This is a genomic window from Acanthopleuribacter pedis, from assembly GCF_017377855.1.
GTDB lineage: Bacteria > Acidobacteriota > Holophagae > Acanthopleuribacterales > Acanthopleuribacteraceae > Acanthopleuribacter > Acanthopleuribacter pedis.
In genome coordinates, this window is sequence record NZ_JAFREP010000017.1 from 48,552 (window position 1) to 72,785 (window position 24,234).

Genomic DNA, 24,234 nt, shown 5'->3' on the forward strand with positions numbered 1-24,234 from the left:
TGTCTTTATGTTGGTTCCCCGCTGCCTAAATAAAGTTTGCTGCCGGCGCTGGCACCGCGAATATGGTTGACCACCCAAATGCCTGGTTGCGCCGCCTGCTCGCGCGGGTTGCCGGCGCTGTCGCGGATCTGCTGGATGGTGGTTGCGGTGATTTTGCCTTCCGGGTTTTGGATGTGAATCTTGTCGCCGACCGCGAAGGCCTGCGCGCTTTTGATCGCCGTGTACTGTTTCTTTTTGGTTTCGAGCACTTCGCCCAAGTAAGCAGCATCCTCGCGCACGGCGAGGAACGGATTTTTGAGCCGCTTGAACTGTTTGTCCGTTCGGTTCGATTTAAAAAAGCCGCGCGAGAGACGCGGCCCCAGCAAGGCTTTGACCGCCGCCAGGTTTTCGTCCACGGCCGTTTCAAGGTACGCCTTCAACGCCGGGAGCAGGGCCGTATCGTCAAAAAACTTGGCGTCGAGGCGCGCGTAGTCGATACCCGCATCGGCCATTTCGGCCAAGTAGGGCACCAAAAACAAATCCTTCTCATAATACATAAAGGTACCGTGCTGGTTTTCGACCAGGGGGTAGTGTTTGTTGGCGTGACCTTCGTCTTCTTCCGAGGTAATAAAACGCTGGATGGTTTCCGGGGCCTCGTCGAGTAAAGTGCTCACCGGCGAGACCAGTTTTCGCGGTGTGTAGAAAATCAACAGGCGGCCGAGCGCGATGTATTCGAGTTCTACCGAAACCGCCGCGCGAATTTGGCGCACCAAGCTCATGGGTAATTCATTCGACAGCACGACCCGTTCCGGTTGAATCGACGCAATCCAGGTCACAATGCCTGGCAAATTATGGTTCCCGGTTTCCAAGACCAGTTGGCGAGGCAGGCCGGGGAAACATTCAGCCGTATACCGCGCCACGCCCGCGTCTTGCACGCGAATCGCGTCAAAAAGGGTCAAATCCAAACCGCGCACCAAAGCCGCGCCGGCGAGGAGTTGGTTATCGGAAACCAGTAGGTCCCAAACAAGGACCGTGCGCAGGCCGTGTTCGCGGGCCGCGCGCGCCAAGGCGAGGCAACCTTCGCTGTCGAGGAAGCCGACGCGGGCCAGATCGCGGTGTTCAATCAGGATCTCACGGCAGTGCGGCAGCTTTATCGCGTGGTTGAGATTATCCGGTTTGGCTAAGCTGAGGGTGAGTTTCGGCGTTTGGGGCATGGCGTTTCTTTCTCAAAAGGTGGCCGACTTGGGCGGCCGGATGTTTGGGCAGCAGAATCACGCGGTTGGATGAAACGCGGTCAAAGGCTTTGCCGGTGATGTCACGGGCGGCTTCGGTTTCCAGGTGGACCACGCCTTGGCGTGGGACGAGCATTTCGATCATCTCGCCGCGTACCAGTGGGTTACGGGTGAAAAGGGTCATGTGGCTGTCGGTGACCTCGATCAATGAGCCCATTAAGTCGTGACTGTGGGGGAGGTGGTCGTCCTCGTGAAGGTAGACCGAATCGGCGCCCGCTTTTTGGACCAAGCTACCGCTGGTGTAGTCACGGTGGCTCATTGAATTGAGTTCGCGCATCAGGGCTTCGACTGGTGCGCCGGATTGCTTGAGCCAAGCCGCGTCGCGAGCCGCCGTGTAGGTTTGGACCGTGGTGGCGACGTAGAGTTCGCTTTTCATGCGACCCTCAATTTTGAGGCTGTCGATGGATTGGGCGACGAATTGATCGACCACCGCGACGCCTTGTAAATCTTTGGAGCTGAGGAAGTAACCCGCGTCACCCGCGCCGCCGCGACGGTCGCTCATGCGGTACTTGAAGCGGCAGGATTGGATGCATCCGCCGCGGTTGCTGTCGCGGCCGGCCGTGTAATTAGAAATGGTGCAGTTGCCGGAATAGGCCATGCACATAGCGCCGTGACCGAAGAGTTCGACCTCGACATCGGCCTCGTGGCGGATTCGGGCGGCTTCTTCGATGGTCACCTCGCGTCCGAGCACCAGACGTTTCACGCCTTGGTCGCGCCAAAACTTGGCGGCCTGGGTGTTGAGCGCGGAGGCTTGCGTCGAGAGGTGCAGGACCAACTTGCTGTGGCGCGCGACCGTGGCCATGACGCCGAGGTCGGAAACGATGACCGCATCGACGCCCGCGTTTTCGAGGTCGGCCAAAAAGGGTGGCAAATCGGCGAGGTCCTCGTCAAAGAGGAAGCCGTTGAGGACCACATAAACCTTGGCGCCATGTTGGTGGGCGAAGGCGCACGCTTCGCCGATTTGCTCGGATGAAAAGTTATCGGCGGCGGTGCGCAGGCCAAACTTTGGGCCGGCGAGGTAGACGGCGTCGGCGCCGTAACGGATGGCTGTTTGCATTTTGGCCATATTGCCGGCCGGCGCGAGAATTTCAGTTTTAAGCATGGGCCGACCTCCGAGCAGGCACAAGAACTAGCCCTAAAAACGGGCCGAACCCGACATTATAGCGAAAAAGTCGCGGTTCTCCAAGTTAGGTAGAAGAGAGGTTCTGAGTCGCAGCGTGAGAAGCCGAAACGAGAAGCCAGGCACTTGCGCAAAACAGGTACCGGGCGAGAACCAAAAACCAGATACTTACGGAAGACTGTCACCGCAATTCCCAGTCACCGCAAATGTCACCGCAATTCGCTGAGTTGCAACGCGGGAAGCTGAAACGAGGAGCCAGGTACTTTACGCAAAAGAGGTACCGGGTGAGAACCAAGGTACTTGCGCAAAAGAGGTGCCGGGTGAGAACCAAAAACCAGACACTTACGGAAGACTGTCACCGCAATTCCCATTAAAGTTAAACGGTTACGGAAGACCGTTGCCACAATTTCATTAAAGCTAAACGGTTACGGGAGACTGTCACCGCAATTTCACTGTTTATGGAAGACTGTCACCGTAATGCGACGGAGGACTGTCACCGCAAATCCCGCGATTGTGGGGTTGACCTTAAAAATCCGGTACTTATTTAACGACCGTCACAGGGTTGTGTTGGAGGAAGACTGGGATGAATAGGTATTCTCAAAGGACCAAAAGGTAAAACAGAGTAAGGCCATAAAAAATAGTGGTTTATGAAAGACAGTCACCGCGCTGGGTCGAACATCAGACGCAGCTCAATCATGGCTGCCCCATTGTCCCTTTCACAGCCGCACCAAACATGCACCTTTCCGGTTGCGTGGAGGAACGCCAGCCTTCAGAATGAGGGTTTCGTTGACGCACACGGCGTTCCTTCATCCATGCAGAGAGGTTCAGTTATGAATGTTCCGCACAATGGTTCTTCTCATCCCAGTTTCCCCAGCTTTCGCGAGGTCCCACGTACCGGTGTGATTTACGTGATGGCGCGCGCGCAGGAACGCGGTTTTTATTACCGCAACCCCGAATGGTCCAACTTGGGCCAAGGCGCACCGGAGACGGGCCTGCTCGCGGATGCACCGGAACGCCTGCACGAAATCGTCTTGGCCGAAGAAACCCATGAATACGGTCCGGTGATGGGTTTGACCGAGCTACGTGCCGCGGTGGCGGAACTTTACAACCAGCGTTACCGTCGTGGCAAAGCGTCGCAATACACCGTGGACAATGTCGCCATCAGTTCCGGCGGACGTTTGGGCTTGACGCGGGTTGCCGCTGCCTTGGGCAACATTCACCTCGGTCACTTTCTCCCCGACTACACGGCCTATGAGGAACTGCTGGGCTTGTTCCGGGCATTTGTGCCGATCCCGATTCTGTTGAAACGCGACGAGGCTTTTGGCTTCGATGTCGATCGCCTGTACCGCGATGTTGTCGGCCAAGGGCTGGGCGGTGTTTTGATGTCTAACCCATGCAATCCTACCGGCCAAGTATTGTTTGGCGATGACCTTGCGCGTTGGGTGGAAATTGGTCGCCAGCATCAGTGTGCGCAGATCTACGACGAGTTCTACAGCCACTACATTTATGACGAATTGGCACAAAATCAACCGTCACTTAGTGCCGCGGCCCACGTTGACGATGTCAACAAAGATCCCGTCATTATTATTGACGGCCTGACCAAGAACTGGCGTTACCCCGGCCTGCGACTCTCTTGGACTGTCGGCCCGGCTGAGATCATTCGCCGCATCGGCAGCGCCGGTAGTTTCCTCGACGGCGGCGCACCGCACGCATTGCAGAAAGCGGTGCTGCCACTAATCAACCAAGAATTTGCCGATGCCGAGGCGCGTGCCATTCAAAAACATTTCCGCCACAAACGGATGAACATGATCGAACGATTGGGCGAAATGGGTTTCCGCATTAAATCGATTCCCAAGGGCGCCTTCTACCTATTTGCCAGTCTCGAATCCCTGCCGGAACCATTGCGCGACGGCATGGCTTTTTTCGAGGCGGCCCTCCAGCACAAGGTTATCACCGTGCCGGGTGTGTTCTTTGATGTGAATCCTGGTCAGCGTCGTAGCCACATGCCCTCCCGCCTGACCAACTTCGTTCGTTTGAGCTACGGCCCCAATGAGGATGAACTGGATTTAGGTCTCGGTCGCTTGGCCAAAATGATCGCGGACTATCGTTAACCTCGGCCCCCGGACTCAGCTAAGACGTTTTAGTTGAAGTTTGCTTTTGCCTTCCAAGGTTTATTCTTTAAGGGTTAATGGCCGGAAGCCTGGCTTTCGGCCAAAATCGGACCGCTTCGTTCTCTGTATACTTCGAGTGTAAGTTATTTTTTTGTGTGGGTTATGGAAACTCTAAGGGTTGGTGAATGCGCTGATCTGAACGGACACCGACCCTCCATCTGACCTGGCAAACACCCTAGGTTCTGGGTTGCCGGTCCGGCCCCTTTGGTGCCGATACGAAAAACAGATTAAGCTTTTGCGGGCACTGTATCTTGGCTTTTTTCTTCGCGGACGACCCAGGCCCAATAGATCCCGAACAAGCCTAGCGCCGTCACCGCAACCAACCAAGCATGGGTGTCCAGACTCAGGCCGGACCACACGAGTACGGCGAACAACGCGGCTTGGAGCATGGCGACCAACAGGACCACCTGGCCGTGCGACCGGCCGGCGATGGTGAGGCGTTGGTAGAGATGAGAACGGTGTGCCTGCCATATTTTTTCGCCTTTGCTGAGGCGGCGCAAGATGGTGAAGGTCCCGTCGGCAAGGAAAAACCACAGCAACATGGCCATCACGAAAATGCTCTCGGCCACCATGGTCGGACGCAGATAAAATGGAAGACAGGCGAAGAGGAATCCCAGACTTGCCGAACCCACGTCACCCATAAAAATTTTGGCGGGGTGCCAGTTGTGGACGAGAAAACCAAGCGCCGCCGCCGCGATACAGGCGCCGATCATGGGTTGCCCCAGGATCAGTGCCACGCCGAGGCCGACCCACAGTGCTTGGGTCCCCGCGAAGCCGTCGATACCGTCGAGAAAGTTGTAGAGGTTAAGCACGCCGATCAGCCAAAGGAAGGTCATCGGGTAGGCGAACCATTGGAAATCTCGGTAAATTGGCGCGGGCAAGGGGATGAAGTTCATCGGGCCGCAATTGATGACGACCAACACCGCGGCACCAACATGGACCGCCATGCGGATTTTTGCCGAGAGGTCCAGTTTATCGTCGATCAAGCCGACCGCGATCACCATGGCCCACGCGGCGAAAAACATCGGGGTTAGATTGGTTGTTCCCGCGGTGCTCGCTGCACCTAGCCCCAAAAACAAGGCGCAGACCGGGGCGAGCCCGCCGCCGCGTGGAGTGGGTATTTTGTGGGACGAACGTTCATTGGGATTGTCCATCATGCCGCGGCGGCGCAGAAAATGCGCCAACCAACCCGTACCCAACAAAGAGACGATCCCTACCGCGAAGGGGATGATCCATTCAACCGACATCAAAAACCTCGTGGACGTGTTCCAAAACGGTGTGAGGATTCCAGCCCAACGCGCGGCGCGCACGGCGATCATCAAACATCAGATGCGCCTCCATTTTCTGAAGGCGCGCGCTGTTGAACGGTGCTTTGAGGACCGGCAAGGTATCGATCACATCGCCGCACCATGCCGTCAAACGCGCGACGGTTCTTGGTAATACCAAACCTCGCGGCTTTTGGAGGACTTTGCGCAGGCCTTGTTCAATCTCGAAAAAGGAGGGATGAGCGCCGTCGGTGAGGTTGTAGGTTCCACCCGCGCCCGACAAGCTGAAAGTCAGGCGTGCCACGTCTCGAGCCCAAACCCAAGAGCGACGGCCGCCGCCATTACCGATACGACAGTAATAGCCTGCTCGAATCGCCTGGATCATGGCGCCGAGGTTGCCTGGCGGATCGCCGCCCGCGATCAAGGGCAGGCGTAGGTTCCAAACAGGAACGCCGTGTTGGGTTCCCCACCGCGTGATGTTCTGTTCGGCCGCGATTTTTCCGGCACCGTAGGGATCTTGTGCATTGAGTGCCGTGGATTCGTCGATCTGGTCGCCTTCCTGCAGGCCGTAAACGGCAACGGTGCTGATAAACACGAACCCGCGTAGTTTTGCCGCATGGGGTGTGAGTGCTTGGAGTAGATGGTCCGTGCCGGTTTGGTTGACCGCGAAAAAAGCCGCTTTCTCTGCTTCGGTTTTTGGGACGCGGTGCGCAAGTCCGGCATTGTGAATGACCAGGGTTCCCGCGGGCGGTGGGCTGATCGCCGGGGGCGCCGCGGCCAAATCACAGGTGATGTGGTTGGTTTCGGTTAGGTTTCGTCGGCCAAGTGTGGTGGTCTCCTGGTTGCGGTGACGCGCCTCGGCCAAAAAGTAGCCCCCGAGAAACCCGGAAGCACCCGTCAGAATCACGTTGCCGGGTGTCTCCGTCACGGCACACGCTCCATTAATTCCTCGAACCCACCTAGGTAGCGATCCGCGAGCCGGTAAATGTCGAACTCGCGGGCTGCCACCTGTTTTGCGTTTTCGGCATATTCGCCGCGTTTCTCGGGATCACCCGCCAGCGTTTCCAGTACCTCGATGAGTTGATTGGGGTCGGTCGGGCTCACCGTAAAGCCGCAGCGATTGTCTTCCAATAACGTTTTTAACCAGCCCGTCGTGGTTTGAACCGCCGGGGTACCGGCAGACAATGCCTCGAACAATTTATTGGGTGACGAGGTTTTCAAAATGGGTTTGTCGGCGAGTGGGACCAAGGCCACCGTCGCGTGTTGCAACCAACTAATGATTTCTTCCTTGGGTTTTAAGCCCAGTACCTTGATGGTACTGAGGCGCTCGGCGGTTTCCATCAGCATTTCGGAGTCTTGGCCTTTGCCGATTAGGACCAGCAGGATGTCGTCGCGTTGGCGGCGTGCCAGTTCTTCAGCGACTTGCTTAAGGAGGTGGGAGCCGTTGGTGGGACCAAGGTTGCCCGTGTAAAGGAGTAAATGCTTACCGCGTGCCCAGTCTGGGAGTTGCCAGGAATCGCGTTTGGCCGCGAAGGATGCCGTGTTGGCGCCGTTGGGGATAACCAAGGTGTTTTTTACTTTATAGTGCGCGCGTTGGTGGTCGCCCATGTCGGGAGAAAGGGGCACCACCGTGTGGGCGGCGCGATAGCATCTGCGTGTAAGCCAAAAGGCGAAACCGCGCATCAAGGCATTGTTCAGGTGGCCGAGTTCAATGGCGCCTTCCGGCCACAAGTCACGTGTTTCAAACATCAGTCGTCGGCGACCGAGGTAACGACTAATCAGTGCCGGCAAACCGACCGTGATCGGCCCAGATGAAACCAGTACCACGTCTGCTTTTTCGAAGGCCGCGTACCAACTGGCGAATAAGGCGTAGTGGATGAACCCGCCGACGCGGCGCCAGAATGAAAGGCGGTTGCTGATTTGGGCATTAATGACCTTGAGTTTTACCCCGTCGATGTGCTGCTCACTAACCCAGCCCTCGGCGGTGAGATCGGATTTGTCATAACAACTGGTGACGATGGTGACCTCGTGGCCGGCCTCCACCCAGCGTTTGCCGAAATGGTAGTAGCGTGTGCTCCAGGATCCCTTGGGCGTGGTGTAGTACTGATAGAAAACCAGGATTTTCATGCATGATCCATTCATTAGCGACCGGGCCTAGGCGGTTGGAGATGCTTGCGCGCCGGCGGCCTCGGGTGGTGTGGCTTTGTTCTGAAGTTGGGTACGGAGCAACTATAACCCGAGAGCGTTGATGATAGGAAGGTTGGAAGCGTCAGCCGGCGATCTGAATCGTGATTCGTGTGTGTCAGATGAAAAACCAGACACTTACGCATGACTGTCACGACACTTGGTCACCACTTACGCATGACTGTCACGACACTTGTCGCTTACGCATGACTGTCACGACACTTGTCCTTACGCATGACTGTCACGACACTTGGTCACGACACTTGCGCTAGGAGGCGAAGGCGGATCTTTGCCAACTCGAGGCGCAAGGTTTGAAACCGTATCGCTTATTAACCGTGTTTGAAAAGAGATACTTACGCATGACTGTCACCGTTCGGAAGGTGGCGAGGAGAGATTATTGCCAAAGAGAACGGCGGGCATCCTAGGAGGCGAAGGCGGATCTTGGCCAACTCGAGGCGCAAGGCTTGAAACCGGATCGCTTATTAACCGTTAGTGAACCGTGTAAATAGCTGCCTTTTGACCTACAACCGTACCTCGCTTACCACGAGGACTTCGCCGGTATATTTGGCATTGTGGGGGGTAGAGGCCTGTGCTACGCTGAAAATCTTTACTCCATTTGGTATGCAAAATCCCCATAAATTTGGCGAAATGCTAAATCGATCCTGTTGTCGTTCTCATATCCGGTCTCTCTTTGGCGTCCTTAATGCTTTTTCAGGGAACGGGGACAGTCCTGCAACGCACGCGCCATGAACCGTATTTGGAAGGAACATGAGTACCGCAACCCACCAGCCCAACCCCCCTACCAAAGCCGCCTCGGGGCGTGCCAAGGTTCTGCTTATTTTTGGTACCCGTCCCGAGGCGATTAAAATGGCCTCGGTTTATCGCGCCTTGTCCGCTGAAACCGCCTGGGAAACTAAGGTTTGTGTGACCGCACAGCACCGTGAAATGCTCGACCAAGTGCTGGATGTTTTTGGGATCCAACCCGATTTTGACCTCAACCTCATGAAACCTGGACAGACACTTGTCGGCTTGACCAACAACATTCTCAACGGGGTGAGTCAGGTGCTGGCCGATTACAAACCGGACTGGGTGTTTGTGCATGGGGATACCACCACTGCTTTTGTTTCCGCCTTGGCGGCCTTTTACCAAAAAATACCCGTGGCCCATGTCGAGGCGGGCCTCCGTACCGGCAACATTTATGCGCCCTGGCCCGAAGAGATGAACCGAAAACTGGTGGGTTGTATGACCCGCTTGCATTTGGCCCCGACTGAATCGGCGCGTTGCAATTTGCTGGCGGAAGGCGTCCCCGAGGAACGCATCCGCGTCACCGGCAATACCGTTATTGACTCCTTGTTTTACGTGGTTAATCGCCTCAAAACCGAGGAGGCCTTTGTGTCCGAGTTGGCGCAACGTTTTTCCTTCCTCGATTCAAAGCGCAAGCTCATTCTGGTGACAGGCCATCGGCGTGAAAATTTTGGATCCGGCTTTGAGTCCATCTGTCATGCGCTCAAGCATTTGGCTGAACGCGATGATGTTGAGATTCTCTACCCGGTTCACCTCAATCCCAAGGTTCAGGAGCCGGTTCACCGCATCCTTGGACCCGTCAAGCAACGGGTTCACCTGATCGATCCCGTGTCCTATCTGCCTTTTGTTTATCTGTTGCAGCGCGCCTATCTTGTGCTCACCGATTCCGGCGGCATCCAGGAAGAGGCGCCCTCGTTGGGTAAACCGGTGCTGGTCATGCGGGAAACAACCGAACGGCCTGAGGCCGTCACCGCTGGTACCGTCCAGTTGGTTGGTACCGATTACGACCGCATCACCAAGGCCTGTTCCCGGCTGCTTGACGATTCCAAGGCTTATCAATCCATGGCCCTGGCCCACAACCCCTACGGAGACGGGCTGGCCGCCAAACGCATTTGTGAGGGGCTCTATCATGAAACCAAGGCATAAAGTCATTGTTTCCGGGTTGGGTTATATCGGCCTGCCGACCGCCAGTTTGATTGCGACCAAGGGTTTTGAGGTGCGCGGGGTCGATGTCAGCGAGCACATCGTCGACACCATCAACCAGGGAAAAATTCACATTTATGAACCCGACCTCGATGTTTTGGTTCGTTCCGCCGTGAACAGCGGCAACCTCACCGCAAGTCTGGAACCGTCCGCCGGTGATATTTTCATAATTGCCGTGCCGACCCCAATCAAAAACGACCACACCAGCGACATTCATTATATCGAGCAGGCCGTCACCAAAATTGCGCCCTACCTTGCGCCGGGTAACCTCATTATTCTTGAATCAACCAGTCCCGTGACGACCACCGAAAAAATCGGAGACTGGTTGCGTGCGTTGCGACCGGACTTGAGCATCCCAAGCTTTACCCTCGCCGATGACGATGATAACGAGGAGCGAATCTTTTTGGCGCACTGTCCTGAGCGGGTTTTGCCAGGGCGGATTTTGAAGGAACTTGTTGATAATACACGGGTTGTCGGTGGTGTTGATCCGGCTTCGACACGGGTTGCCATGGATTTTTATCGTTCCTTCGTAAATGGTGAAATTCTACCGACCAACTCACGCACCGCCGAGATGACCAAGTTAACCGAAAATGCCTTCCGCGATGTCAACATCGCTTTTGCTAACGAGCTATCGCTGATCGCCGACCAATTGGAAATCGATGTTTGGGAGCTTATTGGTCTGGCCAATCACCATCCACGGGTGAATGTGCTGCAGCCGGGGCCCGGGGTCGGCGGACACTGTATTGCCGTGGATCCGTGGTTTATTGTCGAGGCGGCACCGGATAAAGCAAAGCTGATCCGGCAAGCACGTGAGGTCAATTTGTATAAAACCGACTATGTGTTGGGTCGGATTCATGCTTTGGCGGGGACCATGTACCAGCCCAAAGTTGCTTGTTTGGGTTTGTCCTTTAAGGCTGATATCGACGATTTTCGCGAATCACCCGCGCTTGATATTGTCACCCGATTGGACGAACGCTTGTTTTCCAAGGTTTTGGTGGTCGAGCCCCATTGTCAGCGGTTGCCGGCCGGCCTACTCAACCGCGAAGGTTTCGAATTGGTCGATTTGGACGAGGCCCTCGCCGCCGCCCAGATGGTGGTGGTGTTGGTGAACCACAAGGCATTTTATGCCGTCGCCCCCGAGGCGTTACAGGGCAAAACCGTGCTTGATACGCGAGGGGTATGGCGGTTTTTAGAGCCAGGACAAATAGCTAAGTCTTGAGGGCTTAATGCGATTTTTTATGGATTGAGGCGCGAGCATGCGACAAGTTCTTCAGAATCTTAAAAACGGCGATGTTGAATTGGCGGAAGTGCCTTGTCCGCGGCTGAAGGCCGGCCATCTCTTGATTCGGACCACCCGAACCTTGATCTCGGCCGGAACCGAACGCATGCTGCTGGATTTCGGTAAGGCGAATTACCTTAATAAAGCGCGGCAGCAACCGGAAAAGGTGAAGCAGGTGTTGCACAAAATCCAGACCGACGGGTTGGTGGCAACCGTGAATGCCGTGCGCACCAAACTGGATCAACCGATGGCCATGGGTTATTGCAATGTCGGCGTCGTGATTGGTGTGGGTCACGGGGTGCACGGCTACAAAGTCGGAAATCGGGTGGTCTCGAACGGCAACCACGCGGAGGTCGTGGTTGTTCCCAAAAATCTGTGTGCACCGGTACCCGAGGGCGTTGCCGATGAAGATGCCGCTTTTACCGTGCTGGGTTCGATTGCGTTGCAAGGCGTGCGTTTGGCCGCGCCTACGCTGGGCGAGTCCTTTGCCGTATTCGGTTTGGGTTTGGTCGGTTTGTTAACCGTACAGTTGTTGCGTGTCAGCGGCGCCCGTGTGATCGGGTTTGACTTTGACGAGCAGCGGGTGGCCTTGGCCAAAACCTATGGCGCGGAAGCGATTTGCATCGCGGGTGGCGCTGATCCGATTCAAGCGGGCGTCGCCTTTTCCCGCCAGAGCGGGGTTGACGGGGTCGTGGTGACCGCCGCGACCAGCAGCGATGAACTGATGCACCAAGCCGCCCAGATGTGTCGCAAACGTGGCCGTATCATTTTGACGGGTGTCACCGGATTACACTTGCAGCGCGCCGATTTCTACGAAAAAGAGATTACCTTTCAGGTCAGTTGTTCCTATGGGCCGGGTCGATACGATCCCAGTTATGAGGAACAGGGCCGTGATTACCCGCTGGGGTTTGTCCGTTGGACCGAGCAGCGGAATTTCGGTGCCGTGCTCGATTTGATGGCGGAGCAACGTTTGCAGATGGGGGCTTTGATCTCCAAACGGGTGTCCTTTGATGCGGTAGAACAGGCCTACGCCGCCCTGCGAGAACGCGAGGCCATTGGGATTTTGCTCGAGTACCCGCAACCCCAAAATGACGAGCAGGTCGCCGCATTGCTTGGGCAAACCGTGTCTGTTCACGCCGCTGTCGGCCGTAATCAGCCCGATGTTTTGGCCGTGATTGGCGCGGGTGCTTTTACCTATAACATGGTGCTGCCTAAGTTGTCGGGTTGTGGTGGCCGTTTGAAGTGGATTTGTTCGAGTAAGGGGCAGAGCGGTACCATCGCCGCGCGCAAATACGGGATCGAAAACAGCACCACGGATATGGAAGCGATTCTGGCCGATGATGAGGTCAAAGCCTTGGTCGTTACCACACGACACAATACGCACGCGCGTTTTGTTTTGGAAGGCCTGCGCCGCGGTAAGCACGTGTTTGTGGAAAAGCCGCTGTGCTTGACCGCGGCTGAATTGGCCGATATCGAAGCGACCATGGCCGCATTTTCCACGGGGGAGGCGCCAATCCTGATGGTGGGCTACAACCGCCGATTTGCACCATTGGTCCAGCCGATCCACAAGTTTCTAGCCCAGCGCACCGCGCCGCTTTCGATGACCTTCACCTGTAACGCGGGTATGTTGCCTACTGATAACTGGAACCACGATCCCGAAATTGGTGGGGGACGGATTCTTGGTGAGGCGTGTCATTTCATCGATCTTCTCCAATTCTTGGTCGGGGCACCGGTGACGCATGTGGGTGCCATGAAGCAGCAACGTGAAAGCGGTGATACCGAGGATAATGTTGTTTTGTCCTTGATGTTTGCGGATGGTTCAATTGGGAACATTAACTACTTCTCAGGCGGTCATAAATCGTTTCCGAAGGAGCGGCTGGAAGTATTTACCGGTGGCGGTGTGATCTGCCTCAATAACTTTCGTGAGTTACGCGGTTATGGGATTCGCGGCTTTTCGAACCGCAAGAGCGGCCTTGATAAGGGTCATGAGGCTGAGTTTCAGGCCTTTGTGGCCGCTATCCGCGGCGAAACCGAGGCCCCGATTCCCTTTTCGCAATTGGTGAACACGACCCATGCTTCACTCGCGGCGCTTACCGCGATGCGTAACTGTTGCGTGGTGGATTTGACCGCGAATCCGGCGGATGTTGTCGAAAATGAGGTATCTTAGAGGGCTCACCGCCTGTCCGGCTTCTCGTTTCGATGGAAGCAATTGTATGGATTGGTTGTTATTGATGTATCCCTCGAGACGCCAAGTGGGTGTCGCTTGCGGGAGGTTCTTCCCTTTTGGGAACATAGGACTCGCGATGGTAGACGCGGTTTTTTTTACGGTGAAAGGAAAAGCACCCTATGGCTCTATCTTCTATTATTTTGGCAGGCGGCGGTGGATCGCGTTTGTGGCCGCTCTCGACCCCGACACGGCCTAAGCCGTTTGTGGATGTTTTTGCGTTAGGTGGACCATCCTTGTTCCATTCCACGTTGGATCGGATGGAGCGTTGTTTGCCCGAGGCACCGATTCGGGTTGTTTGTTCGCCGTCACTGGCGCCCCTGGTAACCCATTCATTCGGGGAACGGTCTCGGCGGGATCATTTGGACATAATCCTCGAGCCGGAGGCGCGCAACACCGCACCCGCGATTTTGCTGGCTGCCCTTGAATGTTTGGACGGGGACGAGGATGCAATTTTGGCCGTATTACCGGCCGATCATTTGATTCAAGAAGAGCAGATTTTTCAACGTGCGCTTCAAGCCGCCGTTAGTGAGGCTCGGCAGGGTAACATCGTTTTGTTGGGCATTGTGCCGACCAAGGCGGAAACGGGTTACGGCTACATTGAAACCGATCCCGGTGCGACGCGGATGCAGGCTACGCCCGTGATTCAGTTCGTGGAAAAGCCCGATCAATATCTGGCGCAACGTTACTTGGACAGTGGTCGGTTTTTTTGGAATTCTGGAATGTTTGTGTTTCGGGCGCGGACCATGGTGGATGCCTTTGAGCAATTGCGTCCCGATCTTTTGGATGCTGTTCAACGGCATCGTCGCGGCGAGCAGGGGGCGTTCGCTGCTTGCGCGTCTATTTCCATTGATTATGCTGTGATGGAACATTTTTCAAATAAGGTTGTTATTCCTGCGGATTTGGGTTGGTGTGATGTAGGGAGTTGGAACGCGTTGCACGATTTGGCCCAGGCTGACAAGCATGGCAATGCGGCGTTTGGCGGTGTCACCCTGAAGGATTGCGCGAACACCTATGTACGCGCTCATGACAAACCCGTGTTGGTAATGGGTATTCAGGATGCGGTGGTGGTTGACGCGGCGGACGGGCTTCTGGTGATGCGGAAGACCCGAGACTTGAAGGCGGGTTTAGCCCAGATGGCGCGCAACCAGCAGCCCGTGCTGGACCAATCGCCGAGTACCAAGCCGGATGAGGAGCCACGCCGAGAGGAGCGACCTTGGGGGCGATTTTCCGTTATGAGCCAAACCCCCAACTCCAAAACCAAGCGGCTGGAGGTTGATCCCGGCCAGCGAACTTCGTTGCAGATGCATCATCATCGTGAGGAACAGTGGGTGATTGTGGAAGGGCGAGCTCGTATCGTCAAAGGATCGGATATTCTCAATCTCAAGCCGGGGGACAGCGTGCGCATTAATCGTGGTGAGCGTCATCGGATCGAGAATCCAGGAACCGATGTGTTGGTGATCATCGAGGTACAAATGGGTACTTTGCTGATCGAATCCGATGTGGTCCGTTTCAAGGATGACTACGGCCGGGTGGCAACCGATGAGGCCGTACAGAGATTACCTGGCGAGTCTTTTTCCGCCTAGCCCAATTCTTTTCGAGAAAAAGCCAGGTCTTACTGGACCCAGGGTGACCGCCTTTCTTACTTCAACACCACAGGCTAGGAGCGTATAGCAACTATTCCAAGCACCTTAGGGGTGTCTGTCTTTTTGATCCCAAGCATTTTACGGGTGTCTGTCTTTCTGATCTATCAGGTCGTTGCCGTAGGCCGCTTTGGAAAGTCTGTCTATCAGATCGTTACAGAAGGAATTCTGCTGTTCTCATTGTTATCGGCGCTTACCCATCAAGGATGACGACCGTTGCGTGCTCAGGCCTGAAGAGCGTGGGCGTTGCGAAGAGTTCACTTTCCGCCTTGCCCGGATGTGAATAGCTTCCGGGTTTAGGGGGCATTCTGGAAAATCGACTTGTCCGTAGAAGACGAAATATAAAAGGTCATTTTTTCTAGGTAGTTAAGCATGTTTGGTGCTTTTTTCTCTTTTTTTCTTCCTTTGTGAACGCCATTTCCTCTCCGTGAGAATGTCGAAACGCGCAATTTTTTAAAATCTTGCAGAGACCCATTCTTCTGATCCGGCAATGAAAGAGGTTTGTTCAGTTATAAACAGAGGGCCTTTCTTAATCTATTGATAAAAAAAGACCTAGGCCTTGGGGGTCTCCTTGAGGCAGGTGGCGGTCTTCTTCACAGGCGAGGGTGGGGGTAAATGCTAGGGGGTGAAAAATATTTATATATAAAAAAAATAGATGCGAAAATGTTTTGTTGGTATAATCCCTCTCGCCAAACCTCGCATGGGGAGAAATGACTAACTATTCCGTGCGAAAGAAAAATACGCACCAGCTTCTACACGGCTCTTTTTTTGCAAATTCGATAAAGGGGTTTGTTCAGAGGAGCCGATCTAAATGGGTACCTGAAAGTAGCAACGCTACCTTGGGCCGCGCTTACCGCCGAAGATCCACCTTGATTGTCCCCACCAATCAAGGGGCAGAGATCGAATTCGTTGGTCGGTGCCGCCACTTTGAGGTGCTTGTCCGGCAACAGCATGAACTTCTTAGTTTCACACTACTAGGAGGTTCACTGTGAGTCGCAGACCCCGAATCAAACTGAATCGGCCAACGGCCTATTACCACGTCATGATTCGTACCGCCCAGCAAGAGATGTATCTTGGTGAGGATTACGTTCCTGGCTTCAAAAGGGTTATGCTTGACATTTTTCAAAGCATGGCTGAAGTCTACTACGTCAAAATCTTTGCTTGGGCCATCATGGATAACCACTACCATCTGTGCCTTGAAGTGAAAAAGCCACCGAAGGACATGGAAGATCTGCAGCTCAGGTTTGAACGTCTCCAAAGCCTCAATCAAAGCTCAAGGAAGTGGCAACCGGAGCTGGCCGATAAATTTTACAAACGCTTTACTGATTTATCAGAGTTTATGCGTTCCGTGAATTTACGGATTGCCAAGGCGTTTAACCGCGCTCGGGGAACCAAAGGCCATTTGTGGGGTGATCGTTTCTTAAGTAAGATTATTGAGAATAAACCAAGTCTTCTAAGGGTGATGGCATATATCGAACAGAACCCGGTAAGGGCTGGTTTATGCCGATTTCCTTCCCAATACCCTTGGTGCTCGGCAGGTTGGTATAAGACGCGGCTTCTTCAAGGAGAACTGGTTGAATTCCCTGCTTTCGAGATCTTCACAGGCGAAACACCAGACCAGATGATGGGTTCATATATTGACCTGGTTGACGAATTGGCTTTCAGGATGCACCCACCACCTCCCACTGTCGGAGCTCGAGTGGAACCCCCTCGGTTTCGCATGGATCCAGCCCAATACGCGTCTTGGAAACAAGACTTTGAAGCAGGAAAGCCGGAGGACTGGTCGAAACAAGGATTTGGGTCTTCTGCGTTTCAAAGAGAAGTTTCTCTTGCAGAAAAAACAAAATTGCAAAACAGGGCTCTGAAACGGGGCGAAGCCATGGAGCTAAACGCATACCAAAAAGCACTTTGACAAATTAGAACAACTCAAATTGCTTGTAAGTTTTTGCTAAATATGAGTTTAGCCTTTGAGCCCTTTGGGCTTGAGGATCTTCCTGCGTCTTGACGTAGGGATAAAGGCTTGAATTGGAAATTGCGCACGCCTTTGTTCCGGTGATAAACCAGGTGAGTGTTACACCTAGGAAGCGCGATAACTCTCGGTGATTTTCGCGCTTCCTCTGGGCTAAAACGGCCTGTTAAAATTCTCACCGTACCCAGTGGGTGTGGTCGTTCGCGACCCCGGTCCGCTTTTTCCAGACCATTTCGCTCCAGATCTTTAGCAAAAATCCCACGCTCTAATCGCGCTTCTTAGGCTAAAGGGTGAGCTCTTTAAGCTATTTGTTTTACGGGATCTTCTCGTTAAATTATTTACTTGCAGTATTTATAAAAGTCAGGTTGTTTTTGGGGGAGTCGGGCCGCCTGATGCTGGGCGGCCCGATCGATGTTGTGTGCTGGGCCTTTAAAAAGTTAATTGGTTTCTAGGGGAAACAACCAGGCTAACAGGTCGTCTTGGCGGGTACGCCAATTACCCCAACCTTGGGCCAATGGAAGTTCGTTTGTTTGGACACGAACGCCTTTGTTTTTAAGGGTTTCGGAAAAACGTGCATTCCAGGTGCCGACGGGGCGACGGCTGTCGTCTACGTGGTCGTAACTACCCCACTCGAGGTGAACCGCGACGTTGGGGGAGTCTTGGGTATCGGCGAGAACGGCTTTTTCGAGTTCTGGGTCGAATAGGCCGGATTGGACGGCAACCTTGCTGAAGATCTTTGGATACTTGAGCGCGGTGTGGACGGCCGCGGGTGCCAAACCGTAATGGCTCAGGATGCCTCGTGCGGATCGGTCGGCGCGGGTGCGGTAGGTGCTGTCAATATGGGGCACGATTTCTTCCGCGATCATGGCGGCCAGTTTGCCGCCATTTTGGCCGAAGTCACGTTCCGCGTAACGGTTGGGCTGGGGTGGGATAAATACCACAACCATTGGTTGAATTTGTTTGCCGATCAGTTGGTCAAGGGTGTTGGCCATTAAGCCGTAATCCAAAGCCAGAAAGCCGTAATCCACATAGACCGTGGGGTAACGGGTTTCCCCTTGGTCGTAGCCGTGGGGTAGGTATACCTTGAGTGGGCGTTTTTTCTCGGTATGCTTGCTCTCCAGCTCAATTTCTTCAATCCGACCTTTAGGAGCACCCTCGGCCGGTGGGCTGAGGTGGTTGCTGTCCGAGAAACCAGGCATGGTAAGCAGTGAAAGCGCGTCGTCACGCCACATGCCTTTGCCTTTATTGGGATTGCGTGGGTCGGCGGCGGCTTGTTGGTAATCGGTGGAAATGGCATACATAACATTTGCGGCTGGATCTATTTCCAGGGAGTAGTAAAACAGGTCGGATTTGCCGACGCGTTTCATGGGAAACTCGCGCGCGTAGCCAAGCGATTGGACGCTCACGGCGGCATCTTCGACAGGCCCTTGGAATACGATATGGGCGTAACGATCCCCTTCGATAATGGGAAAACCTGTTTGGGCGTTAAGGTACTGCTCAATTTCCTCCTTGGGATCGTCTGATTTTTCCCATTTGGCAACCTTCGCCGCGAATTGTGATTCAGGCAAAACACCGGCACCACTATCGGCAATGGCACTGCGCTCGGCGCGTCCCAGGTCGATGGCGGCGATGGATTTCATCGAGCGCACATACAGTTTGCCGTTTGCATAGGAAGGTGGATTGTAGGTAGTTTCTTCAAAGACAGCCAAGCTCGCTTTTTCCTTATATTCCTCGTGTCCGGCTTCAATTAGGTGAACACTGCCTTTGCGGGAAATAATGGCCAAATGGTCTTCAATCATGATCATAAAGCCTTCACCAGGGGGACGTGATTTCCATTGCCGTTTTCCTTCGGCTAAATCGATACAAGTCAAGAACTTGCCGCTGTAACCATAGAGGTAGCCATTGTGGTGAAGGACCATACCGGCGCCTTTGCCCAACTCCCGTGTGCGCCATAAGGAGGAAGCCTGGATACTGTTGTTTTCTTGCTTGAGTTGGATCAGCATGCCCTCGTCTTGGTAGTGAGAGGGATGCAGGTACATTTTGTCATCACCAATCTGGGTGAGGTGGCCACCAAAGCGCAGATCGGTTTTGAGTTCCCACAATTCCTGACCGGTTTGAGGGTCGACACCCACAACTTTTTCTTTGGCGGCAACCACCACCTGTTGTTTGCCGAAAAGGGTAAGCAAGCTACCGGTATCGTAAACGGCGTCAAAGGAGGGACTTGACCAAAGTTGTTTGCCGGTTTTTTTGTCGAATCCCATTAATCCGGCTTTGGCCTCTTTGCCACTGGTGTGCAAAACAAGCACATTGCCGGCGATTAGTGGGGAGGAAGTGAAACCAAAGTAGGGCTCAGGTGCGCCAAGGTCTTTTAAGTTGAAATGAAAAACTTTTTTTCCGGTTTTGAGGTCCAGGGCGAAGAGGTCGCCGACAGGGCCGAGCGCATAAACGTGACCGCCGTCGATGGCGGGGGTGGCGAGGGGGCCGTCATAAGAACCGCCGTTGCCTTTGTAGGCGGCGCCGATGTCGAAGGACCAGCGTTTCTCACCGGTTTTTGCGTCGAAGGCGACAGCGAAATCACGTTCTTCACCGCCGTAGAGGGTAACCGCGAAGCCGTCGGAAACAGAGATTGATGAGTAGCCGGGACCGAGTGGCTGTTGCCAGGCTTTGGCAAGACCGTGGCCTTGTTCAAAGCGGTTGGTATCGTGGGCGATACTATCTTGGGATGGGCCGCGGAAAGCAGGCCATTCTTTGCTGGTGGGTGACGCTGCGTAAGCGCTCGCCAAAGAGGCGACGATTACGAGTACCAAAACTAAGCGCAACATAAATATGCTCCTTGCATTAATGAAAACGAGACCTTTAGGGCAAAAGGCAAAAGCGCTTGGGTGCGTGACACAACGATTCGCGCTGTTTGAGACGATTCACGCGGTTTGTGCGGACGCAAAGGGTTCTTAGTTAGAAACATCGAAGCGAGGCGGTGGATTGCTGCACGCCGGTCCTAAAACCGCCAAACGCGTTCAGGTGTTCAGGGAATTGGTTAGGAAAAAACCAGAAGTACCATGTTGGTGGTGGGAATATCCAGAACAAAGGCTCCTACGAGTCCCATCCGCTAATAGTTTTCTTTTCTCCGAATGGGGCGGATAAGGATAGACGTGGGCAAATCGTTGGGCTGGCGATAGACGGTTTGACGGGCCTCGTGTTAATTAGTCCCAAACCGCTTTGGAATACGCCGAAAATTTTTAAATAGCAGGGCCAGGTTCCCCGAGTGCTGGATAAAAGGACCTATTTTCAACCCTTTTCACCGATGACCAAAATTTTTAGGCCCTGATTGGCGGCGATGTTAAGCCGTGTCGGTGTTCGTTTTTCGGTCTTTTCTTGCAGTTAACGTGGATCTAAAGTGAGAACTTAGTCAGATTTGGGTTCTCGGCTTGAAATCAATATGGGATCATGGCGAGAATAGCCCGTTAGTTGAAGGCAAAGCCGCCGTTCTGTTTGCTTAAGCATCTGGATTAAAAAGTTTTGATGCTGGTTTGCGGCGATCTTAAATACGGTTTCGCGTTTGTGCTGCACTACGCCCGCTGATTTCGGGTTGACGCGAGACAACACCCACCGTGAGGAGTACCCACGCATGCGCAACATTTTAGGAATCGGGGCCGGTTATGTCGGCGGTCCTACCATGGCCGTGATTGCCGACCAGTGCCCGGAACACAAAGTCACCGTGGTCGACATTAACCACGCCAAAATCGACGCTTGGAACTCCGACCAACTGCCGATCTTCGAACCCGGCCTCGACGACCTGATTCAGCGAGTACGCGGTCGCAACTTGTTTTTTACCACCGATGTGGAACAAGCGATTCGCGAAGCCGACATCATTTTTGTATCGGTGAATACACCCACCAAAACCTACGGTGAAGGCGCCGGCTTGGCGGCCGACCTGCAATTCTGGGAAAAAACCGCGCGGCAAATTCGCGAGTTCTCCAGCGAATCAAAAATCGTGGTGGAAAAATCCACGGTACCGGTTCGGACCGCCGTGGCGATGGAGCGCATTCTCAACGACAAAGACAGTGATTTGCATTTTGATGTCCTGAGCTGCCCCGAATTTTTGGCCGAGGGTACGGCCATTCGGGACTTGGAAGAGCCGGACCGGGTGTTGATCGGCGGCCGTCATGAAACGGAGAGCGGGCGTGCGGCGATGCAAACGCTCCATGACATTTTCGCCCACTGGGTGCCGCCTGAACGCATTTTGCATTCCAATGTGTGGAGCGCGGAACTCTCGAAGCTGGCTTCTAACGCATTTTTGGCGCAGCGCGTTTCCTCGATTAACGCGATTTCGGCGATTTGTGAAAAGACCCAGGCCGACATTTCCGAGGTTAGCCGTGCGATCGGCCTGGATCAACGCATTGGTTCTCGGTTCCTCAACGCCTCGGTCGGTTTCGGTGGGTCCTGCTTCAAAAAAGATTTGCTCAACCTGGTGTACCTGTGTCGCTTTTACGGCCTGGAAGAAGCGGCCGAGTACTGGATGTGGGTGGTGAAATTTAACGAATACCAAATGAACCGTTTCGTGGACCGCATTTTGCGCAAAATGTTTAACACGATCAACGGCAAACGCATTGTGCTGTTTGGCTTTGCGTTCAAAGCCAACACGGGCGACACGCGCGAATCGCCGGCAATCCACGTTACCCATCGCCTTTTGGAGGAACGTGCTGAGGTGGTCATCACCGATCCACGTGCCATCCCCAATGCGCGTAAGGACTTGCAAGGTTGTAACGCAACTTTTTGCGAGGATCCCTACGAGGCGGTGCAGGGTGCCCACGCGATTGCGGTGATGACGGAATGGGATCTTTACCGCCAACTGGATTACCAGCGCATTTACGACGCGATGGAAAAACCCGCGTTTGTGTTCGACGGCCGTAACATCCTCGATCACCAGGGTTTGTTTGAAATGGGGTTCCACGTGTTCCCTATTGGAAAACAGGCGTTATCGCATTTTAGCAATCGATGAACTTTGCCTCTTCGGCATGGAATCGTTACAATAGGGGACACTTGGCGCAAGCGCGCATGCGAGGGTTCCCCTTTTTGGTTTCTGTAGGGCGATCAGCTCCCAGGGACGATCCACCATGCGTTAGAGGATGTTATGACAGAAGAAAAGACGAAGCCCGAGACGACCGCGGCGGCGCCTGCCAAGGATTTAAGCAACGGTTTGAAAAGTGTACGCATCGACAAATGGTTATTCGCGGTGCGGTTTTACAAAACCCGAAGTGAGGCGGCGAAGGCCATCGCGGGCGGGAAAATCAAGATGGACGGCCAAAGCGTTAAGGCCCACCGACCGGTTAAAATCGGCGAGGAAATTGAGTTCAAACGCGATGGGCGTACCCATCACGTCACGGTTAAAGGTTTACTGGAACGGCGGGTCGGTGCCAAGGTTGCGGTTGAATACTACGACCTCACCCTCGACGCTCATCTTGACGAGGAAACCCGCGAGATGGTGGAGGTGGTGCGTGCCTTGGAAAAACAAGCGCCGCGCGTGCGCGGTCGTCCCACCAAACGGGATCGTCGCCAGATCCAGAAATTTAAGGAAAAAGGATTCGACTGAGAACCCGTATCGCCGGTTAAAATGGGGCGTTTCGTTCCTATTTTGATCCACTTCCGGGAGAGGTTGACATGAAGGTTTTGGTAGTAGGCGGCGCCGGTTATATCGGCAGCCACGTGGTTCTCGATCTATTGCAAGCGGGCCATGCGGTAACCGTGTTCGACAACTTGAGCAGCGGTCTGGAGATCAACCTCTTCGAAGATGCGCATTTTGTGAAAGGCGACATCATGTTCGGCCCGGAATTGGACGATACGTTGGCGGCTGGTTCCTTCGATGCGGTGGTTCACCTTGCCGCGCTAAAGGCGGCGGGTGATTCGATGGTTGAGCCCGAACGCTACGCCGAACACAACACGACCGGAACCTTGCGCCTAATTAACGCGGTGTGCAAACACGGTGTCGGCAAGTTTGTTTTTTCCTCGTCAGCGGCGGTATTTGGCGATCCGGTTTGCTTGCCGATGGATGAAAGTCACCCGCTCGTACCGACCAACTTCTACGGTTTTACCAAGTTGGAGACAGAGCGCTTCCTTAAATGGTACAGCCAATTGCGCAACCTGCGTTTCGTTTCGCTGCGTTACTTTAACGCGGCCGGTTACGATGTAGCGGGACGGGTCAAAGGCTTGGAACAGAACCCCAAAAACCTGATTCCCATTGTGATGGAAGTGGCGTGCGGTACCCGGGAGAAACTCACGATTTTCGGCGACGACTACGACACACCGGACGGCACCTGCATTCGCGATTACATTCACGTGAACGATTTGGCCGCGGCCCATACGAAAGCGCTGGACTACATGGCACAAACCGACAGCGATTTAATTTGTAACCTCGGCACCGGTACCGGTTACTCGGTTTTGGAAGTGGTAAAGGCGGCAGAGCGAATCCTCGGCAAATCGCTTAATTACAATATGGGTCCCCGACGCGCGGGTGATCCGGCCCACCTGGTGGCGGCAGCGGCGCTTGCCGGCGAAAAGCTGGATTGGACCGCCCGGCACAGTGATTTGGATACACTGCTGAAAACCTCTTGGTCAGCCTACCATTCGAATAAGTAAGATTTAGCCAAGAAGTCGGGATTTCTGACGAATGCCTCGTGCTTGGAGACCCTGCATGAGGAAAGCGGTACCTGTAAATTGGGGTTCCTTCCCTTCTGCCGGCAACATGAGATCGGTTGCCTTTGCACGGTCACGGCGTGTTCGCCTCGAGTGATCGTTCTGGTGATCGCTTCGTTGTGCTCGAGCGCCAGACTTGGCTCCAACCTGCATTTCTCACAAGTAATTCTGCTACGGGGCAACCCATGCGATTGCGCGAGGTCGGCCTTCCGCATTATTCGGTCCAGACACCTTCGCCTCGGTTGCTATACGGAAGGGTCGAACCCTCGGGTCGTCTCTCGGTCGTAAGCCTTGTGCTAACAACGGTTTTTGCATACTCGGCGCCAAACCTAGCGATGACGATGGGCCAAGATTTCTCTTGGTGTATCTACTGTGAATGTAGTACGTTAATGGGCGTACACTGGGTCTTTT

Annotated in this window: 15 protein-coding genes; 9 read left to right on the forward strand and 6 right to left on the reverse strand. The window is 54.3% G+C overall.

The features are described 5' to 3' along the window. Positions 1 to 5: 5 nt before the first annotated feature. Positions 6 to 1,193 carry a U32 family peptidase C-terminal domain-containing protein gene (locus J3U88_RS18115; protein WP_207860347.1) on the reverse strand — a complete coding sequence of 396 codons (1,188 nt, stop codon included), beginning with the start codon at positions 1,191 to 1,193 and terminating at the stop codon, positions 6 to 8. Beyond that, positions 1,147 to 2,373: a peptidase U32 family protein gene (locus J3U88_RS18120; protein WP_207860348.1), complete on the reverse strand. Its 1,227-nt coding sequence runs from the start codon at positions 2,371 to 2,373 to the stop codon at positions 1,147 to 1,149. The genes J3U88_RS18115 and J3U88_RS18120 overlap by 47 nt, the downstream gene beginning before the upstream one ends. Before the next feature lie 848 nt (positions 2,374 to 3,221). Between J3U88_RS18120 and J3U88_RS18125 the strand changes: the two genes are divergently transcribed. After that, positions 3,222 to 4,502, forward strand: coding sequence for a pyridoxal phosphate-dependent aminotransferase (locus tag J3U88_RS18125; RefSeq protein WP_207860349.1), 1,281 nt, complete (start codon positions 3,222 to 3,224; stop codon positions 4,500 to 4,502). A 287-nt stretch (positions 4,503 to 4,789) separates the two neighbouring features. Here the strand turns inward: J3U88_RS18125 and J3U88_RS18130 are convergent, their stop codons facing one another. From J3U88_RS18130 to J3U88_RS18140, 3 genes are read right to left on the reverse strand one after another with little or no spacing between them, the layout of a single operon-like run. Beyond that, the gene (locus J3U88_RS18130) at positions 4,790 to 5,809 is read right to left on the reverse strand and encodes an MraY family glycosyltransferase (RefSeq protein WP_207860350.1); all 1,020 of its coding nucleotides are present in this window, start codon (positions 5,807 to 5,809) and stop codon (positions 4,790 to 4,792) included. After that, positions 5,799 to 6,755 carry an NAD-dependent epimerase/dehydratase family protein gene (locus J3U88_RS18135; protein WP_207860351.1) on the reverse strand — a complete coding sequence of 319 codons (957 nt, stop codon included), beginning with the start codon at positions 6,753 to 6,755 and terminating at the stop codon, positions 5,799 to 5,801. Before J3U88_RS18135 ends, J3U88_RS18130 begins: the two co-directional genes overlap by 11 nt. Further along, complete coding sequence (locus J3U88_RS18140; RefSeq protein WP_207860352.1) at positions 6,752 to 7,954, reverse strand: glycosyltransferase family 4 protein; 1,203 nt, start codon at positions 7,952 to 7,954, stop codon at positions 6,752 to 6,754. Before J3U88_RS18140 ends, J3U88_RS18135 begins: the two co-directional genes overlap by 4 nt. A gap of 825 nt (positions 7,955 to 8,779) precedes the next feature. Here J3U88_RS18140 and wecB point away from each other — a divergent pair. The 5 genes from wecB to J3U88_RS18165 all read left to right on the forward strand — a co-directional run bounded on the left by wecB (position 8,780) and on the right by J3U88_RS18165 (position 17,076). Continuing rightward, positions 8,780 to 9,961: a non-hydrolyzing UDP-N-acetylglucosamine 2-epimerase gene (gene wecB, locus J3U88_RS18145; RefSeq protein ID WP_207860353.1), complete on the forward strand. Its 1,182-nt coding sequence runs from the start codon at positions 8,780 to 8,782 to the stop codon at positions 9,959 to 9,961. Beyond that, positions 9,945 to 11,237, forward strand: coding sequence for a UDP-N-acetyl-D-mannosamine dehydrogenase (wecC, locus tag J3U88_RS18150; protein WP_207860354.1), 1,293 nt, complete (start codon positions 9,945 to 9,947; stop codon positions 11,235 to 11,237). The genes wecB and wecC overlap by 17 nt, the downstream gene beginning before the upstream one ends. Positions 11,238 to 11,274: 37 nt before the next feature. After that, entirely contained in the window at positions 11,275 to 13,464 is a 2,190-nt protein-coding gene (locus J3U88_RS18155; protein WP_207860355.1) for a bi-domain-containing oxidoreductase, read from the forward strand. 179 nt (positions 13,465 to 13,643) lie between these two features. Then, a complete protein-coding gene (locus tag J3U88_RS18160; protein WP_243436017.1) occupies positions 13,644 to 15,107 on the forward strand; it encodes a mannose-1-phosphate guanylyltransferase/mannose-6-phosphate isomerase in 1,464 nt (487 codons plus the stop codon). 1,045 nt (positions 15,108 to 16,152) lie between these two features. After that, a complete protein-coding gene (locus tag J3U88_RS18165) occupies positions 16,153 to 17,076 on the forward strand; it encodes a transposase (protein ID WP_207860357.1) in 924 nt (307 codons plus the stop codon). Positions 17,077 to 17,570: 494 nt separating this feature from the next. Here J3U88_RS18165 and J3U88_RS18170 read toward each other — a convergent pair whose 3' ends face one another. Continuing rightward, positions 17,571 to 19,955, reverse strand: coding sequence for an outer membrane protein assembly factor BamB family protein (locus J3U88_RS18170; protein WP_207860358.1), 2,385 nt, complete (start codon positions 19,953 to 19,955; stop codon positions 17,571 to 17,573). Between the two features lie 803 nt (positions 19,956 to 20,758). Between J3U88_RS18170 and J3U88_RS18175 the strand changes: the two genes are divergently transcribed. From J3U88_RS18175 to galE, 3 genes are all read left to right on the forward strand, one after another. After that, positions 20,759 to 22,132 carry a nucleotide sugar dehydrogenase gene (locus J3U88_RS18175; RefSeq protein WP_207860359.1) on the forward strand — a complete coding sequence of 458 codons (1,374 nt, stop codon included), beginning with the start codon at positions 20,759 to 20,761 and terminating at the stop codon, positions 22,130 to 22,132. A 132-nt stretch (positions 22,133 to 22,264) separates the two neighbouring features. Next, positions 22,265 to 22,723: an RNA-binding S4 domain-containing protein gene (locus J3U88_RS18180; RefSeq protein ID WP_207860360.1), complete on the forward strand. Its 459-nt coding sequence runs from the start codon at positions 22,265 to 22,267 to the stop codon at positions 22,721 to 22,723. 68 nt (positions 22,724 to 22,791) lie between these two features. Next, the gene (gene galE, locus J3U88_RS18185; protein ID WP_207860361.1) at positions 22,792 to 23,766 is read left to right on the forward strand and encodes a UDP-glucose 4-epimerase GalE; all 975 of its coding nucleotides are present in this window, start codon (positions 22,792 to 22,794) and stop codon (positions 23,764 to 23,766) included. Positions 23,767 to 24,234 lie beyond the last annotated feature (468 nt).